The 17094-nt window shown below is 36.8% G+C and carries 16 protein-coding genes; 7 read left to right on the top strand and 9 right to left on the bottom strand.

Annotated elements, in window-relative coordinates; translation table 11 throughout:
• The first annotated feature begins 8 nt into the window (after nt 1–8).
• Nucleotides 9–1385 (top strand): allantoinase, encoded by a 1377-nt coding sequence (locus WQ54_RS21025; protein WP_046586994.1) that lies wholly within the window; start codon nt 9–11, stop codon nt 1383–1385.
• A gap of 155 nt (nt 1386–1540) precedes the next feature.
• Here the strand turns inward: WQ54_RS21025 and uraH are convergent, their stop codons facing one another.
• The 4 genes from uraH to WQ54_RS21045 are packed head-to-tail and all read right to left on the bottom strand — an operon-like array spanning nt 1541 to nt 5274.
• The gene (uraH, locus tag WQ54_RS21030; protein WP_046586996.1) at nt 1541–1894 is read right to left on the bottom strand and encodes a hydroxyisourate hydrolase; all 354 of its coding nucleotides are present in this window, start codon (nt 1892–1894) and stop codon (nt 1541–1543) included.
• Between the two features lie 40 nt (nt 1895–1934).
• Nucleotides 1935–3362 (bottom strand): NAD(P)-binding domain-containing protein, encoded by a 1428-nt coding sequence (locus WQ54_RS21035; protein ID WP_046586997.1) that lies wholly within the window; start codon nt 3360–3362, stop codon nt 1935–1937.
• Nucleotides 3363–3398: 36 nt separating this feature from the next.
• Nucleotides 3399–3929 (bottom strand): 2-oxo-4-hydroxy-4-carboxy-5-ureidoimidazoline decarboxylase, encoded by a 531-nt coding sequence (uraD, locus tag WQ54_RS21040; RefSeq protein ID WP_046586999.1) that lies wholly within the window; start codon nt 3927–3929, stop codon nt 3399–3401.
• Nucleotides 3930–3948: 19 nt separating this feature from the next.
• Nucleotides 3949–5274, bottom strand: coding sequence for a nucleobase:cation symporter-2 family protein (locus WQ54_RS21045; protein WP_046587000.1), 1326 nt, complete (start codon nt 5272–5274; stop codon nt 3949–3951).
• Between the two features lie 619 nt (nt 5275–5893).
• Between WQ54_RS21045 and WQ54_RS21050 the strand changes: the two genes are divergently transcribed.
• Nucleotides 5894–6895: an LLM class flavin-dependent oxidoreductase gene (locus WQ54_RS21050; protein ID WP_046587001.1), complete on the top strand. Its 1002-nt coding sequence runs from the start codon at nt 5894–5896 to the stop codon at nt 6893–6895.
• An 86-nt stretch (nt 6896–6981) separates the two neighbouring features.
• Here WQ54_RS21050 and WQ54_RS21055 read toward each other — a convergent pair whose 3' ends face one another.
• Complete coding sequence (locus tag WQ54_RS21055; protein ID WP_046587002.1) at nt 6982–7467, bottom strand: hypothetical protein; 486 nt, start codon at nt 7465–7467, stop codon at nt 6982–6984.
• A gap of 277 nt (nt 7468–7744) precedes the next feature.
• Between WQ54_RS21055 and WQ54_RS21060 the strand changes: the two genes are divergently transcribed.
• The 3 genes from WQ54_RS21060 (at nt 7745) to WQ54_RS32940 (ending at nt 10417) form a co-directional block, all read left to right on the top strand.
• Nucleotides 7745–9025: a nitrate/nitrite transporter gene (locus WQ54_RS21060; protein ID WP_046587004.1), complete on the top strand. Its 1281-nt coding sequence runs from the start codon at nt 7745–7747 to the stop codon at nt 9023–9025.
• Between the two features lie 194 nt (nt 9026–9219).
• Nucleotides 9220–10098, top strand: a complete 879-nt coding sequence (locus WQ54_RS21065) for an HAD family hydrolase (RefSeq protein ID WP_156178035.1) — start codon at nt 9220–9222, stop codon at nt 10096–10098.
• Nucleotides 10099–10246: 148 nt separating this feature from the next.
• Entirely contained in the window at nt 10247–10417 is a 171-nt protein-coding gene (locus WQ54_RS32940) for a cysteine-rich CWC family protein (protein ID WP_231597612.1), read from the top strand.
• 69 nt (nt 10418–10486) lie between these two features.
• Here WQ54_RS32940 and WQ54_RS21070 read toward each other — a convergent pair whose 3' ends face one another.
• The gene (locus WQ54_RS21070; RefSeq protein WP_046587005.1) at nt 10487–10669 is read right to left on the bottom strand and encodes a small acid-soluble spore protein H; all 183 of its coding nucleotides are present in this window, start codon (nt 10667–10669) and stop codon (nt 10487–10489) included.
• A 568-nt stretch (nt 10670–11237) separates the two neighbouring features.
• Nucleotides 11238–12143, bottom strand: a complete 906-nt coding sequence (locus WQ54_RS21075; protein ID WP_046587007.1) for a TetR family transcriptional regulator — start codon at nt 12141–12143, stop codon at nt 11238–11240.
• 224 nt (nt 12144–12367) lie between these two features.
• Between WQ54_RS21075 and WQ54_RS21080 the strand changes: the two genes are divergently transcribed.
• Nucleotides 12368–13897 carry a DHA2 family efflux MFS transporter permease subunit gene (locus WQ54_RS21080; RefSeq protein ID WP_046587009.1) on the top strand — a complete coding sequence of 510 codons (1530 nt, stop codon included), beginning with the start codon at nt 12368–12370 and terminating at the stop codon, nt 13895–13897.
• A 299-nt stretch (nt 13898–14196) separates the two neighbouring features.
• On the opposite strand, the gene WQ54_RS21085 is transcribed toward WQ54_RS21080, so the two are convergent.
• Nucleotides 14197–15093: a DMT family transporter gene (locus WQ54_RS21085; protein WP_046587011.1), complete on the bottom strand. Its 897-nt coding sequence runs from the start codon at nt 15091–15093 to the stop codon at nt 14197–14199.
• 179 nt (nt 15094–15272) lie between these two features.
• Here WQ54_RS21085 and WQ54_RS21090 point away from each other — a divergent pair, with 179 nt between their 5' ends.
• The gene (locus WQ54_RS21090; RefSeq protein WP_046587013.1) at nt 15273–15986 is read left to right on the top strand and encodes an SDR family oxidoreductase; all 714 of its coding nucleotides are present in this window, start codon (nt 15273–15275) and stop codon (nt 15984–15986) included.
• 80 nt (nt 15987–16066) lie between these two features.
• Here the strand turns inward: WQ54_RS21090 and WQ54_RS21095 are convergent, their stop codons facing one another.
• Nucleotides 16067–17050: a glycoside hydrolase family 43 protein gene (locus tag WQ54_RS21095; protein ID WP_046587015.1), complete on the bottom strand. Its 984-nt coding sequence runs from the start codon at nt 17048–17050 to the stop codon at nt 16067–16069.
• Nucleotides 17051–17094: the final 44 nt, after the last annotated feature.

A 17094-nucleotide genomic window follows, 5' to 3' on the forward strand; every position in this document is an offset into this window, starting at 1 on the left:
TTTTGAGAATGGAGCAATTAGATATTGTGATAAAAAATGGAAAGGCAGTTTTGTCTGAGGGAGTAATCCAAACAGATATCGGAATAAAGGATGGAAGAATTGCCATTATACAAAAGGACATTAAAAATATTGCTAAGATTACTTGGGAAGCAGAAAACCACTATATCTTTCCGGGTATGATTGACGTACATGTGCATTTTAGCGAACCTGGGAGAGAGCATTGGGAAGGATTCTATACTGGTTCAATGATGATGGCAGCAGGCGGCTGTACAACTTATTTTGATATGCCTTTAAACGGAATTCCTTCAACCGTGAATGTCGATGCCCTAAATCAAAAAGCTCAAATTGGAAATCAAAAGTCTTTTGTTGACTTTGGTTTATGGGGCGGTCTTGTGCCTGGTAATGAGACGGATATAGAAGAGCTAGCGCAAGCTGGAGTTATCGGATTTAAAGCCTTCCTATCTGAAACAGGAAACAAAGAATTTGAGTCAGTTGATGATATGACACTGCTAAATGGTATGAAAGTGATTGCGAAAACAGGGAAGGTTTTAGCGCTCCATTCGGAAAGTGCGCCGATCACAAATTGGTTAATGTCAGAGAAAGTAAAAGCGGGAGCATTAAGTGCTGATGATTATTTTGAATCAAGACCAATTATTGCTGAAGCAGAAGCGGTAGAGCGTGCATTATATTTTGCAGAGCTTACAAGATGTCCGCTGCATTTTGTTCATATAAGCTCTGCCTTAGCTATTGAAAAAATTGAACAGGCAAAGCAAAGAGGGATGGATGTTACAGTTGAGACCTGTCCTCATTATTTGCTATATAATCATAACCACTTACGTAAAATGGGCAGCATAGCTAAATGCGCTCCGCCTTTACGTGAAAAAGAGGAGCAAGAGAAATTAATTTCATTAGTCATTCGTCAAAAATTTGATATGATCACATCTGATCATTCACCTTGTCCCTATGAATTAAAAGACCCTGCTGAGCATCATTTGTTTTCAGCGTGGGGAGGAATTAGCAGCGGGCAATTCACTCTTCTAGCCATGATTGAAATAGCTCTGAAATATCACATTCCATTTGAAACAGTTGCTCAATTGACAGCTTTTGCACCAGCGGAAAGATTCGGATTATCAAATCGGAAAGGGAAAATTGCGGTAGGTTTTGATGCAGATTTAGCGATTATCACAGTAGATGAATCGTTTACAGTTTCAAAGGAGAACTTTTTTGCAAAACATAAAGAAAGTTTATACATCGGTCATAGATTTCCTTGCAATGTTGCAGGAACCATCAGTAAAGGAAAGGTTGTGTATCGAGATGGAAAAATTATTGAGCAGCGCCCTTACGGAAAGTGGATTAAGCCAAAAAAATCCGTAGAAGTAATATAAATTCAAATAGGAAAAAGTAAGAAAAAAATACTTTTTCCCAAAGAAAATATTAAAATATTTTTTAATTTGTCTATAACTTTACTAATTATATTGTTGATTATCCATTAATGAAAACCAGACATTGCTATTCTTAAAAGAATAGAATGTCTGGTTTTTTAACTGCCGCGATAAATTTGATATCCCCAAGGAGAGATTAATAATGGAACGTGATAATGGCTTTCTGGATTTGCGATCCCAAAGCGAACTGGTACTTGATCCAAGAAAGCCGGGCTTGGAATTTCGATGTTTTTGCTCTGAAAGTAGTCGCCTATATGATAAACGAGCTCAAAGGTTCCGATTTTTACATCATCGTCTGAGAGGAGGGGGTGTTCAAGTCGTCCGTCTTTATTCGTTACAGCAGTTTTTACTAACCGCCATTCCTTTGATTCTAAGAAGTATAGGTCAATTTTAATGTTATCGGCTGGTTGGCCATGGGTTAAATCAAGTACATGAGTCGTTAATCCTGCCATGGTTGTGATCTCCTTTAATAAAATTGAATTTTATATTAAATTAAGAACTACTCACAGAGTTTTTTAAGTCACTGATAAATTCCGGCTCTTTATAAGTAAAATATTGATCAAGAATTTCTTTTCGTGCATCATGGAAGAGTTGTTCTGATACTGATGTTACTAATCTAGGTATTCCGAATTTCATACCTGAAAGGGCAGAGGCTACTATACCACAGCTAATTAATGCTGAATAATTGTAAGTAAATAGACCATATAGTCGTTTTTTACCAGCTTCATCTTTGCTTTGAAGACAGAAGCCTGAACTTAAGTAAGGATGAGCGTCCAGCAGAGGGTTCTTCACACCATTTGGGGGCTGATAACGATCACTCCATCTGGCAATATGTTTTTCAATCAGGCTTAATTCGGGTCGCAAAGCCGGATTGGTTATTAGTCCAGTGCTGATAATTAAGAAATCAAACAGGAATTTCCCTTTTGGTGTCGTCACTTCAACTTTTTCCTTTACAGGTTTAACATCCAGCCATGGTGAACTTAAATGGAGACAAAAACCCGGCCATGAAGCAGCTCGGTCATACGTATCATTTGTTGGAGGCTGATTATTTATAAAGAAATGGGACATAACCTCATATTTTTCTTGATCTGGCAACGAATAGAAACATTCGATGAGTCCAGATCCTTCCATTTGACGAATCGGATTAATACGCGGCAATTCTTTACGTCGGACAAATACATGTGCTTCAGAGACCTTTTCAGATAACGCGTAATTAGCGTTATCAAAGGCCGAAGCTCCTCCTCCTAAAATAGCAATCTTCTTCCCTTTTAATAATGAAAAATCAATTGGTTTCGATGAATGGGAATAAAGATGTGATGGTAAGTTTTCAGAGATCATTTTAGGTACACGCCATTCGCCGCCGCCTTGAATTCCGGTAGCCAAAATCACTTTTCGTGCTAATAATGTTTGAGATGGAGCCCTATTACCGGTAATATGAAGCTTATGTTTGCCGTTTTCCAAGGGTTCGATTAATGTTAATTTTACTTCGTTTATAACAGGCAAATTAAGAACATTTCGATACCAGCGTAAATAATTCATCCAATCTACTCGAGGGATTTTATCTATGGCTTCCCAGCCTTTTTCTCCAAATTGCGCTACCCAGTATGAACGGAAGGTAAGGGAGGGGATTCCGAGATCTATGGAAGTCAAATGCTTAGGGGTACGCAAAGTAACCATACGAGCGTATGTATCCCACGGCCCTTCAAATCCTGCCTTGTTTTCATCTATTACGAGAATGTTTGAGATTCGCTCACGCAGTAAACCGAAGGCTGTTCCCAGCCCTCCTTGGCCGCTGCCGATAATGATCACATCATACACATGTCCCTCAGAAAATGTAACAGGTTGCTTCTGTTCTTTAAGGTTTATACCAAGATAGGATAGATCCTTTTTTACTTGTTCATTTAAAACTTCTAGACTCATTTATTTCATCCTTTCACTTCATGACTAAAGGAATTCTTATAGAAAGAAGGGTTTATTTTTTGTAATGGATAAATCACTTAATTTATCTTCTAAACGAAATCGGGCGATTTTATAAATTTCTTCTAAGGCTGTTTGAAACTCACGAACTTTATCGTTTTGAAGTCGTGTTTTCATCGCTTCGCAGATTTGATCCTTGTTTTTTCCGCGGACTGCAAGAATAAAGGGGAAGTTGAATTTTTCCATATATCGCTTATTTAGATCAAGAATGGTGTCATATTCTTTGGGAGTAAGATCCTGCAATCCTGCTCCCTTTTGTTCGGTGGTCGATTCTGTTGTCATTGACACTTTTTCCCCTAAATTAGGATGTGCTTTGATAAGTGAAAGTTTCTGTTCAAGGGAAGAAGTCTCAACAACAATTACCATTTCTTGAAACAAATGCTCCAAAGATAAATATGGTTTTGCTTTTTCAGCTTTTTCAGCAATCCAAGGGGAGTGTTCAAAGATTCCTCCGACAATTTCCATAAATTGTTCGGGGGAAGTGTTATTCAATGTTTCAAGTGTATTCATGCCATCAAACTCCATTTATTTATATATTTTTTACTTTCGGTTCTAATGTTTGGTCAGATATTATTTGAATTGATCGCTTAGGTCGGATGTTAAATACAATATTTAACAGAATCGCGGTAATGCTTCCTGTAATAATTCCGTCACTGACGATGATTCGAAGTGTATCAGGCAGACCTGCAAAAAGTTCCGGCACAACGGTTGCTCCCAGTCCTAAAGAAATTGAACAAGCTATAATTAAAAGATTATTGTTGTCGGTAAAATCGACCCCGCTAAGCATTTTTATTCCGGAAGAAACAACCATTCCAAACATAATCACTGTTGCACCACCTAAAACAGATGTTGGGATAAGGGTTGCTAATGCTGCAATCTTTGGCACCAAACCTAATCCGATTAAGATGAATCCTGCTGCTATCGTGACATATCTCGTTTTAATTCCAGATAATTGAACAAGACCTACATTTTGAGCAAATGTACTATATGGGAATGCGTTGAAGATTCCGCCAAGAGTAAATGCAATCCCTTCCGTTCGATAACCGCGAGCAATGTCATTTTCAGTTAGATCTCTTCCGGTCATCTTTGAAAGGGCGAGAAAGGCACCTGTCGACTCTACGAGGATGACAATCCCCACTAAAATCATCGTTAAGATTGGTACGAGTTCAAATGAAGGTGCACTAAAATGAAATGGTGTTGGGAAATGGAACCAATTCGCGTCCGAAACTGCCTTGGTATCCATCTTTCCCATAAAAGCAGCGGCAATCGTACCGAAAAAAATTCCGATTAAAACTGAAATTGCCCGAAGGAATCCTTTTAAAAATCGATTCAAGATTAAAATAACACCAAGTACGCTAAAAGAAAGAATGATGTTTTCTACAGATCCAAAATCAGGATTCGAAGCACCGCCACCCATATTTTTTATTCCCGTTGGAATTAGGGACAATCCAATAATTATGACAACCGTTCCAGTTACAACTGGTGGAAAAAGTTTGATTAATTTACCAAACAAATTAGAGAAAAGTATAATAAAAATTCCTGCTGTAATAATTGACCCATAAATAGCAGAAATCCCATAATTCGTTCCGATCATAATCATCGGGGATACAGCTACAAAAGAAGTTCCTAATACAACCGGGAGTCCGAGCCCGATATATTTACCATTGATTGATTGCAATATTGTGGCAATACCGCATGTAAGCAAATCAATGGAAACAAGGAAAGCGATCTGTTGCGGAGTAAATTGCAAAGCTCCTCCTACAATTAGTGGCACTAAGATAGCCCCAGCATACATGGCGAGTACATGTTGTAAACCTAATGAGAAAATTTCCGGTTTTCCGATGTTTTTTGTCATAATGAACCTCCTTATTTTAATGTAAGAAATATTAACATAAAATGTATTTATTTCTTACATGATAAACAATATTCTGAAAACTGTCACTGTATGAAATAACAAAAGTGTTATTTTTTATTATGCAAGTTGTCTAAATTCTCGCTTTAGTGAATTGGAAATGCTTTATTCTTTCACAACAAGTTTTCAGAACGTGTTATATTTTCTGCCATTGTTTTTTGCGTGAAATGTATACAAAAGATGGGGAGTTAGAATTTTCATTTTGGGAGAAGTTTTTTGAAAATTGCCAAAAGGAAGCTGTAAATTTATCGTCATTCATCAAAATAGGAGTAAATATATAGAGGTGAATTAATTAGATAGAAAAATGAAGGGGAAAATAAATTTTTAAGAAATGCTGAATAACAAAACGATTATATATTTGTTGAACGCATTAAGTTTCATTCAGCAGTGTATACGATGATGGAAACAGAGAGAAGGTATGTATTGACATCAACCAAGCATGAAATGGCCAAATGAAAAAAGTATGAGTCTTGCAAGATGACCTTATAAGCATTTAAATTTGTTTTCGTTTTTCGACCTGTTACTATAGTGATGAAACTTAATCATGAAAGGAATCATGTAAATGTCAAATATACACTTTCCCGTATCTGTCTTAAATCTTGCTCCTATTCGTGAAGGGCAAGGGACGAAGGATGCCATTGATGCTATGGTTGATTTGGCTCAAGCGACTGAGCAAATGGGTTATACGCGATATTGGATTGCTGAACATCATAACACACCGACGCTTGTTAGTTCAGCTACTTCTATTTTGATTAAACATACATTGGAGCATACAGACCATATCCGTATAGGATCTGGGGGTATCATGCTGCCAAACCATTCACCGTTAGTTGTAGCCGAACAATTTGGAACAATGGCTGCAATTTATCCGGATCGTTTAGATTTAGGCCTCGGCCGTGCGCCTGGTACCGATATGATGACAGCAAGTGCATTAAGGCGATCACAAAATGATTCTGTCTATACATTTCCTGATGATGTTAATGATTTGCTTACCTATTTTGGGCCGGAAGAGGGCCAGGGTTATGTCAAAGCATATCCAGGTGTTAATGCAAATATCCCTATTTATATTCTTGGTTCTTCTACAGATTCTGCCTATTTAGCAGCTAAATTAGGCTTGCCATATGTATTTGCTTCTCATTTTGCACCAAGGTATATGGAAGAAGCCATCTCGATTTACCGCCAGCGCTTTCAGCCATCCGAATACCTTGAAAGTCCATATATGATGGTTTGTCTAAATGTGATTGCGGCAGAAAGCGATGAAGAGGCCCAATTTGAATCTACAACCATGCAGCAATTTTTCTTAAATGTTGTCAGAGGTTCAAGAATGCCGATGCGTCCTCCAGTTGAAAATATGGACCAAATTTGGAATCAGTCCGAAAAAGAAATGGTGACTTCCATGTCCAACGTGACGTTATTAGGCGGGAAGGATTCAATTCGAAAACAATTGACAAGCTTCCAAGAAAAATATGCAGTAGACGAGATAATGGCTGTCTCGTATATATTTGATTCGAACAAGCAAAAACGTTCTTATGAGATTTTAAAAGAAGTGGTGGATGGTAAGTAAACCATTTTAATATACTGTTTAACCACCTTCTTAAACCTTGAAGAGAAAAATATAAAAAATAAGAGGATGCTCAATCGAGCTTCCTCTTATTTATGGTTATGATTTAACGTGCTTTTATCGTTGTTCTTGTTAGCTTGAAAGATATTTTTTGAAATAGTGTTCAGCTTATTTAAAAAACGGTTAAACCCGAAACCCACTAAGAAGGAAATGCTGATTTGACCATAAGGGGTGTCTTTAAAATCGGTAAATTCAATTAAGAAGATCCCGCTTTGTATTAGCGTAACGGCAACTACAGCTGTTCCTGTTGCAAAAATCGGGTAAAAAATATACATAATCCATTCTCTGTAGTCATTTAATTGCCCCTTCATATACCGAGAACAAAACATATAAAGGTGACGCAGTGATCCGCCAATAGCACCGGCGAAGAAATAATACAAAAAGATTTCTATTTTTGAGATAAATGGCATCGATTGCTCAAAGGATCCAAGCCATAAACCGCTTACCACTAAAAAGCTTCCAAAAAACAATATTGAGAGATAGACCAAAATGACTGCTTTTACCCACCTTGTCAACAAATCACCCCCATTTCATCCTATGAGCAACCAGGGATAGTTGTGAGGCATTCATTCAAGATATAATCTTTAAATCTTTTGCAGAAAAAAGTCAGTTTATGCGCTTACCCAGGAAATGAATCTTTATCATCAACCATTTATTATGAAATTTTAACTAGAATATCCTCCATATTACTAAAAGAAAGTTAAAGAAAGATGAACTTTTAGTAAATTTAAACATACTTTAGTTAAATGGAGTATAATAGATTAGGAATCTATGTAACAGGAGTTTTGACAAATGAATAAACAAAATAGTAAATACAGATGGATCGTTTTTGCCAGCGTATTGTTTACTTATTTTATTATTGTAAGCCAAAGAACAGCGCCGGGACTCATAACAGATCAATTAATGCACGATTTTAAAGTGACGGCTGCTACCATCGGATTGCTGACAAGTATACAATTTTTTGCATATGCAGGGCTTCAGGTTCCGATTGGGATTTTGTCCGATCGATATGGGCCAAACTTCTTTCTTATCACAGGAACAATTCTTACTGGTTTAGGTACAGTTATTTATAGTCTTGCCCCGAATGAAACGGTATTGCTTCTTGCTAGATTAATAGTAGGAACAGGCGATGCAACGATTTGGGTGAATTTAGTTTTAATTTTAAGCCAATGGTTTAAAGGGAATGAATTTGTCAAATTGCTAGGGATGGCAGGAATGACAGGAAGTCTGGGCTTCTTGATGGCAACAGTACCTTTTTCTGTTTTCATTGCCTTGTCAGGTTGGAGAACTTCTTTTTTAACAATGGGAATTATATTATGTCTTTGCGGAATTCTTCTCTACATTGTTCTTGTTAGACAGCCAAAAAGGATGATTAAAAACAATCCGGCAAATACTTCATCATCTGTAAAGGGTGAACTAAAACGTGAGAAAACACTCGTCATCCTAAACCGGATTTTTTCCAGCCGCCAAGCTTGGGCAGCCTTTTTCTGTCACTTTGGCGCTGTAGGAACATATGTAGGCTTCATCGGTTCATGGGCTGTGCCCTATGGAATGCATGTGTTTGATATGTCCCGATCTGGTGCGAGTCAATTTATTATGATTGGTCTTATCGGAGCATTAATAGGCGCGCCCTTAACAAGCTGGCTATCCAGTCGTTATCATTCTATTAAAAAACCATATATTCTAGTCCAAATTCTCATTCTGACGAGCTGGTCTGCTTTTCTGCTATTTAATGGAAAACCTCCAATTATCATGCTTGTGCTACTTTTTTTACTAATAGGCTATGGTAATGGAGCAAGTGCCTTAACCTTTGCCGTTGTTCGTCAATCATTTGATGTGAAAGAGGTGGGGGTTGCCTCAGGATTTGCCAATATGGGTGGCTTTTTAAGCGCCGTCCTGCTGCCAAGTCTTTTTGGTAAAGTATTGGATCATTTTCATGGTGCAGAAATCAGCGTGGGCTATTTTTACGGCTTTTTGATTCCAGTCATCTTTTCATTGATCGGCTTAATTGGCGGGTTGCTCATAAAGGAACAGCCACAAGAAGTTACACAAACAAAGGAATTGACCGTTTAGTTTTGCATCTAAAAATTTGAGTCATTTTCAAAAGTGAAGGGTCTGACCTCAAAAACTCATATATCTAGAAATTATAACTAGTTTAGAGCTTTATACTATGTTTGAGAGGTCTGACCCATATTTTTAAGATCAGAAGGACAAAAAAGATAGAAACACTTACCAGAAAACCTTTTTATTTTGCAGGAGGAATAATCGTGACGTTTAAACCTAAAGCAATATTTTTAGACATGGATGGGACAATATTAAATCATTATAATCAGGTAAGTATACATACAAAAGAAATGATTGATACACTGCGGAAAAATGGAATTTATGTGTTTATTGCAACTGGGAGATCGTTTGATGAAATTGAAGGAGTAGTGCCAGAAGGATTTCAAGTGGATGGGTTTGTTACTTCGAATGGAATGGCTGGGTATGTAGGAAAGGATGTCGTTTTCGAGCATTCTCTTTCCTCGGAGCTAGTTCAAACGATTATCGAAAAAGCAAGAAAAAATAAAGTATATTATGAACTCTTTCCATACGGAGAATCCCGAATAACCTTAAAGCAGGATCAGTTGTTTGTTGAACATGAGATTAGAGAACCAAAACCTGAAAGTGTCGGTATTAATGAGTGGCTTTCCCGGAAACAAGCGATTCAAGAAGAAATTAATTGGACAGAAAAAATAGAGGGAAATCGCTTCTCAAAGTTTTATTTCTTTGCGAGAACGAAAGAACATATCAATCAATGGAAAAAAGAACTTGACCTATTAAAGCAAGACATTGATTTTACTACTTCGGTATCAACAGAGCATAATGTCGAATTAATGGTTGCAAATGTGAATAAAGCTACTGGAATAAAAGAGATGTTAAAACGATTTGATTTGACTGAACATGAAATAATGGCTATCGGAGATAGTGACAATGATATCCCCATGTTACGATTTGTCGGATATTCTGTAGCAATGAAAAATGCACCAGATAAAATAAAAGAAATAGCTGATGACATTACAGAATTTACTTGTGACGAAGATGGTGTTTATCATTATTTAAAATCAATTTTAAATACGGGAACACTCACCAATATAGTAGGATGAAAATGGAGCAAAGGTTTTTGTAACTCGCCAAAAATGTCTGTGCATATGGATTTAAAGAAATTGAACAAATCCTGTTAATGGAAGGCATAAAGTAAAGTGTTAAAGCAGAAAGCGGGTGATGAATATGGGTGAGGAAACCATTAAATCAATGGAATGTCCATTCTGCAATAAAAACAATAACTGTGGTTATGAGTCATGCTGGTGCAGCAAAGAGTTCTTTCCACGCGAAATCTTTGACCTGTTACCTGAACAACAATTGAGAAAATCTTGTATCTGTCAAGCATGTCTCGATCATTTTAAAGGTAATCAGAGGACATAATACAATTGCGAGTGTAACAATTTATAGAACAGCATAAAAAACACCACTTAAAAAGTGGTGTTTTTAGTACTATTCTATTTCGATAAGATTTGCTACAGGAACACTTTGTTTACTAGTTGGTTCACTAAGAGGGTGGATTGTAGCAGTTCCGTTTTGTTGGTCTACATGCTCAATATAGATTCCAGCCCCGTTATACGTGACATTAGCCATAGTTGAAGAATTTGCAATTTCTTGTGCACGATTTGCATCCATGTTTATAGCCTCCTTTTCATATGTAACAGTTAAAGTGTTTGTTATCGATGACTTTTATATACGTTTGAATTCTCATGTTTGTTGTTTGCATCTATAGTGAGTTGATAAAGTAGGATTAGATCTTAATTTAGAAGGAGTTAAACTGTTTAAGTCACCGATATGTTCTGCTAGCTCGTAAAAAAACTGATGAAAGTCGAAAATAAAATTAAAAAACCTGGCTTATAACCAGACTAAGGGTCGAAAACGGGCTTTTCACTGGTAAACTTGGCTAATCATCTGGTGGCTTGGGATAGTTCGTCGAGATCTATACTGCGGTGAAAAGTCACTAGTGAATAATACCATTCTACCGATATATTGCTAAGTGTCGCTGATACTTAGGAAATAGCTGAAGATAAACCAAGACTATCACTGATAACATATTATATATTTTGAATATTAGTAAATATACAAATACTCTCAGGAACCCCAAAAAAAGGTAGATCAAAAGGCAATCATCTAAGCCTTCTGAGCCACCCATCAAACAAAGTATAATCTATTACTTTCATCCAATACGATTTTCTAAATACACTCATTTAATCTCAATCCCATCACGTTCAGTAAAAAAACGTGAAACAAGTCGTTCAAGCTTCTCAAGCTGATCTTCCTCAAAATGAATGTGATCCTTCTTCAATGTGAATAAGGTGCTTTCGATTAAAAATTTACGAGGATCTTTTCCGTGCAAGAATTCATCTCGAACAAAATCCAGTAATTCAGCGTATTTCGCTTGATCTTTATGTCCATTCACATTCTTCTTTAATAATCCTATGACTTGACTAAGCTCTTCTTGAAAGGCAGGCTCACTTTTTCTCAATTCTGGAATAAGGCTTTCTAAAAGCTCGGGTTTGTTTAATTGCTCACCAGTTTCGGCAAGCTCCTCAACAATATTCTTAATTCGGCTAACACTGTAGTGGACGACTTCGTGTACGCCTGTATTCAAATCATGATCCATTTGATAATACTTCATATTATGATGTAAGATGCCCATAAACATAATGGCGCAATCTAACAAATAGGGCTTTTTTTCTTCACCGAAAATTTCTAGAAAACGCTGGAAAACCCAGTGTAGCATCTTTAATTGGCCTTCCTTCATAAATTGTTTCAGCTCGGCATCATTTGAAACAAGAACCTCCTCAAATAGGGTAAATAATTTGTTTTTATTATTAGTATTTAATTGCAAATCAAGCTGCTTTATAAATAAATCGATATTGGATCGATCTTGGCCAATTAGCAATTCGTTGCGTTCTTTATTGATTTTCTTAAAAATCTCTCTGAAAAGAGCAATTAATAACTCATTTTTAGATGAAAAATAATTATAAAACGTTCCTTTCGAAATACCGCTATATTCCAATATATCTTGAATAGAGGTGTTTTGAAATCCTCGTTCGATAAATAATTGGTGGGCCATTTTGATCACATGCTGTTTTCGGTCGTTCACTTTTCATCACCTTTAGATAAATAATCTATTTTATAAGAAAAAATTCATGATTTCCTTTTTGTACTGCAAGTATAAATTTATAGTACCTTATTTTTTAGTAATTCACAAACCCCTTATCCTAAAAGGATATTTTTTTATTGCATTATCTGAACCATTGGTATATTATATTCTATGCGTAAACTGAAGGTATAAAAATTGAACTCTACGTTTAGAGGGGGAACTATATGGATCAAACGACAAAACAGGCGAAAGGACCAAACTATGGAATTCTTGCGATTCTTATGATTGGTGCTTTTATAGCTTTTTTAAATAACACATTATTAAATATCGCTCTGCCTTCCATTATGAAAGATTTAGAAATTAATGCTTCAACGGTTCAATGGTTGACGACAGGATTCATGTTGGTTAATGGAATTATGATTCCGACAACTGCATTCTTAATTCAAAAGTACTCTGTGCGCCGCCTCTTCTTATCAGCAATGGGATTATTTGCGATCGGAACGATTGTTGCTGGATTCACCGATTTATTTTCGGTTTTATTAGCAGGAAGGATGCTGCAGGCTTCTGGATCGGCAATCATGATGCCTCTCTTAATGAATGTCATGCTTGTTAGCTTTCCAATTGAAAAAAGGGGAACTGCAATGGGGATTTTTGGGTTAATTTTAATGGCTGCCCCTGCAATAGGCCCGACTTTATCAGGATGGATCATTGAGCATTACGACTGGAGAATGCTTTTCCACTTTATTACACCAATTGCAATTGTGATTTTACTTATTGGTTTTTTCTTATTAAAAGACAAGAAGGAAAAAGTGAATATTCGGTTAGATGTTATTTCACTTCTATTATCAAGCATCGGTTTTGGCGGAATTCTTTACGGCTTTAGCTCAGCTGGAGACAAAGGCTGGGATAACCCTCAAGTCTATTTAACTATTATCATTGGAGTTGCTTCACTGATAACTTTTATCCTTCGTCAAACGAAACAGGATAATCCAATGTTAAATTTCGGCATCTTTAAATATCCGATGTTTGCCTTATCATCATCAATTTCAATGGTTCTAAACATGGCGATGTTTTCTGGGATGCTGCTTTTGCCAATTTACGTACAAACCATTCGCGGCATATCACCATTTGATGCGGGGCTAATGATGCTTCCTGGTGCACTGGTCATGGCTTTAATGTCACCGGTCACTGGAAGATTATTCGATAAGTTCGGCGGAAAGATTTTAGCAATTACCGGTTTAACTATTACAACAGTTACTACGTATCTGTTTAGTACTTTAACATTAGATACAACTTACACGCATCTAATGATTTTACACGCGTTTCGCATGTTCGGGATCTCAATGGTTATGATGCCGGTCTCAACAAATGGATTAAATCAATTGCCAGCGCGCTTCTATCCGCATGGTACCGCGATGAATAATACCTTAAACCAAGTGTCAGGAGCAATTGGAACTGCCTTATTGGTTACGATTATGTCAAACCGCACCGAATCAGCTGCGGTTGACTTAGCGGCAGAATCAGCAAAACAATATGCAGGTCAGCCAACAGAAGCTGCAATAGCGGAAATGCAGCATCAAATTGCGATGAAAGCTATGCTGGAAGGAATTAATTTTTCTTTCTTTATTTCATCGTTCATCGCTGCTGTGGCTCTGATTTTAGCATTCTTCATCAAACGGGCAACACAAGCAGAAGATACAGTAGAAAAAGAGTCTTCTGATAAAAAGGCTTCAGCTGGATTAGTGGGGAATTAATTAATAAGATAAATGAGATCAAACAAGGCGCTTCCAAATTAGGATAGCGCCTTTGATTATGGTCTTTTCAAAGAGATTGTTGTTTTTTATATAGGCTCTTTGCCGAAAACTGTTTAAGGTTGATTTGTGCTGGTTACTAGACTCCTACATAGAGAAGCAGGACAGATGAGATTTATACAGGTGTTTACGAAAAGGAGGCTCATTGCCCGAACCACGCTAAGCGAAGGATTCTCTCACTGCAATGAAATATTCCGCACAACTTGGTAAAAAGCAGCTAAGTTTGCGAGAACAGACTTAATTTATAAAGAACTTGTTTTAGATACTTGCTTATCTTTTGAAATTCTCGCTCCAGGTAAACTGACCAAAATCATCCCAATTATAAATAACAGAGATCCAGTGAGAACATATGGTGTAATGGGCTCATTGTAAAATAGCCAAGACCAAAGGAGAGTAAATAAGACACTTGAATTAACAAGGATTGCAGCTGCTAAAAACGAGACTTGCTTTAATGATTTCGCATAAATTAAAAAGCTGATACCAGTAATAAAGCCTAACGCGATTAAAGCAAAGATCGTCAATCCGTTAAATCCACCAGTCCACTGAAATTGGGAAGGCAGCTGCAGTGTTGTTATTAAGCTGCACCATAAAAAGATCGACAAATTCATATCAGCAGAATCCATCGTTTGAATTAATATTTTTTGACTAACATAATGAAAACTGGCTCCAAGGGCGGATAAAGCAAAAATGAACGTCAAGAAGAGATCGAACTTTAATAATTCTTGAATCGGCATACCATTCCAGCTAATCAAAATAACACCTAAAAGACAAAATGCCAAGGAGATCCAAGAAAGAAATGAGGCTCTTTCCTTAAAATAAAAAATCGAAAAAAGCAGCATAAATATTGACAAAAAAGGTGAAATAAGAATTTGCTCGTATGCAAAGCCAATTGAAACACCAAAATTTTCAAAAAGATAATTCATTATTTTCCCTAATGCTCCATACCAAATCCACTTCGATCTCCAAGTAATCGTAACTTTTCGTTTGCTAATCAAAACAAACAGCAACAAAAAAATCACACCAATAAAAAAACGCAAAAACGTAATCGTATAGCTATCTACCGAAGCAGAAGCCGCTTTCACAAATATGCTGACAAAGCTCCACATCAACGTACTTAACAAGAGTAAAAATATTCCCATGTCATCTTTCATCCTTCTTTGATTTAAGCGGTTAAGTTAAATTAGTCTACCTATAGTGTAAAGCAGCTTCTATTAAAATACTATATTTTCAGAAAATTATTTTTGAAGGAAAACGCTTTCTAATAGAGAATAACAATATGGATGAAAGTGTTTTCAAATGAACAGGGGGATTGGTACGATTGAAAAGTACGATTTATATTACAGGTGCAGACAGGGGATTAGGACTTGCACTGGCAAAGGTTTTTCTTGAAGCGAATTTTAAAGTGTTCGCAGGACGCTATTTGGAAAATTGGCTAGAGCTTGGTGAGTTGCAAAAATTGTATGGAGAGGATTTAGAGATTCTTACTTTGGATGTAACAGATCAGCAATCAGTCGATGCAGCAGCAAATGTGATTGAGGAACGAGCAGGGAAGTTGGATATTTTAATTAATAATGCGGCCATTTACAAGGATCGTTCAGAGGATCTCTTTGGAGAATTTAATTATGAGGATATGCTGAAGCTGTATGATACGAATGCATTAGGACCATTACGCGTTTCTAAGTCTGTTGTTCCATTATTACGTAAAGGCACACATAAAATCTTGGCGAATATCTCATCAGAGGCAGGAAGCATAGCAGATTCTTGGCGTAAAAAGGAGTATGGTTATTGTATGTCAAAGGCAGCTTTAAACATGCAATTAACAATCATGCAAAATCAGGTAGATGAGGATGGGATAAAGGTGCTAGCCTTCCATCCAGGATATGTTAAAACTTATATTTTTGGTGAATTTAATCAAGATGCTACCCTTGATGCAATCGAATCAGCAACTGGAATTAAGGAGCAAATCCTGAAATCACCAATGCATAGTGACCATATGTTTATTGATTTTAAGGGGAATAAGATGAACTGGTAACGAAGAATATTCATCTTTATAAAATGCAGGTCAACTTAGTTGAATTAATCAACCAACTAAGTTGACCTGCATAACTAGCATCATTCTTTATAAGGATCAATTGTTTGGATCGTACCGTCCTCGTTATAGGTTAGTTCAGTGTATTTTACACTTCGTTTATGGTTAACACCGTCCGATAATGAGCTATCGTGATAGAATAAATACCATTTTTCTTCAAATTGCACGATCGAGTGATGGGTCGTCCAACCGATAACAGGAGTGAGAATTTTTCCTTTATACACATAAGGTCCTAGTGGATTTTTACTTATAGCATAAACAATATAATGAGTGGTACCTGTTGAATAAGAAAGGTAATAATATCCATTGTATTTATGAACCCATGCACCTTCAAAGAATCTTCTTTCTTCATCACCAGCAAGGATAGGATTGCCATCTTCATCTACAATTTTTATTTCCTGCGGATCACCTTTAAAACGAAGCATGTCTTCGCTTAATTCAGCTACTATCGGCCCTAATGCAGGCTCTGTTGGAGCAGGTTCTTTTCCATCAGGATGAAAACTGCCAGTTTGCCATTTTTCTAATTGTCCGCCCCAGAGACCGCCAAAATAAACATAGGCCTTGTCATTATCATCAACTAATACGGCAGGATCGATGCTAAAGCTTCCTGGAATGTACGTTTCTTGAGGTGTAAATGGACCTGCAGGATTAGAGCTTGTTGCAACACCAATTCTAAAGATTTCGTCATGGTCTCTTGCAGGGAAGAACAAATAATAAGTATTGTTTTTATAGGCAGCATCTGGTGCCCATAACTGTTTTTTTGCCCATGGTATATCTTTTAGATGAAGGACTTCACCGTGGTCGACACATGGAGATGAAAAGTTATCCATCGACAATACATGATAATCTTCCATCGCATACTGGTCACCATTATCATTTGTTGGTCCATCATGGTCAATATCATGGGAAGGATAGATATAAATTTTCCCTTCAAAAACATGTGCAGACGGGTCAGCAGTAAAAATATGCTCGACAATAGGTTTGTTAGGATTTGTAGTCGTTTTCATTTTACCTCTCCTTTGGTATCATAGTAGTATGGTAGAGCTTTAAT

It is taken from the genome of Bacillus sp. SA1-12, from assembly GCF_000981385.1.
GTDB lineage: Bacteria > Bacillota > Bacilli > Bacillales > Bacillaceae > Metabacillus.

Bases quoted from the DNA above. Each gene is read 5' to 3' on its own strand.
- WQ54_RS21025 (WP_046586994.1), top strand. From the start codon at position 9: ATGGAGCAATTAGATATTGTGATAAAAAATGGAAAGGCAGTTTTGTCT.
- uraH (WP_046586996.1), bottom strand. From the start codon at position 1,894: ATGGCAGGATTAACGACTCATGTACTTGATTTAACCCATGGCCAACCA.
- WQ54_RS21035 (WP_046586997.1), bottom strand. From the start codon at position 3,362: ATGAGTCTAGAAGTTTTAAATGAACAAGTAAAAAAGGATCTATCCTAT.
- uraD (WP_046586999.1), bottom strand. From the start codon at position 3,929: ATGAATACACTTGAAACATTGAATAACACTTCCCCCGAACAATTTATG.
- WQ54_RS21045 (WP_046587000.1), bottom strand. From the start codon at position 5,274: ATGACAAAAAACATCGGAAAACCGGAAATTTTCTCATTAGGTTTACAA.
- WQ54_RS21050 (WP_046587001.1), top strand. From the start codon at position 5,894: ATGTCAAATATACACTTTCCCGTATCTGTCTTAAATCTTGCTCCTATT.
- WQ54_RS21060 (WP_046587004.1), top strand. From the start codon at position 7,745: ATGAATAAACAAAATAGTAAATACAGATGGATCGTTTTTGCCAGCGTA.
- WQ54_RS32940 (WP_231597612.1), top strand. From the start codon at position 10,247: ATGGAATGTCCATTCTGCAATAAAAACAATAACTGTGGTTATGAGTCA.
- WQ54_RS21070 (WP_046587005.1), bottom strand. From the start codon at position 10,669: ATGGATGCAAATCGTGCACAAGAAATTGCAAATTCTTCAACTATGGCT.
- WQ54_RS21080 (WP_046587009.1), top strand. From the start codon at position 12,368: ATGGATCAAACGACAAAACAGGCGAAAGGACCAAACTATGGAATTCTT.
- WQ54_RS21085 (WP_046587011.1), bottom strand. From the start codon at position 15,093: ATGGGAATATTTTTACTCTTGTTAAGTACGTTGATGTGGAGCTTTGTC.
- WQ54_RS21095 (WP_046587015.1), bottom strand. From the start codon at position 17,050: ATGAAAACGACTACAAATCCTAACAAACCTATTGTCGAGCATATTTTT.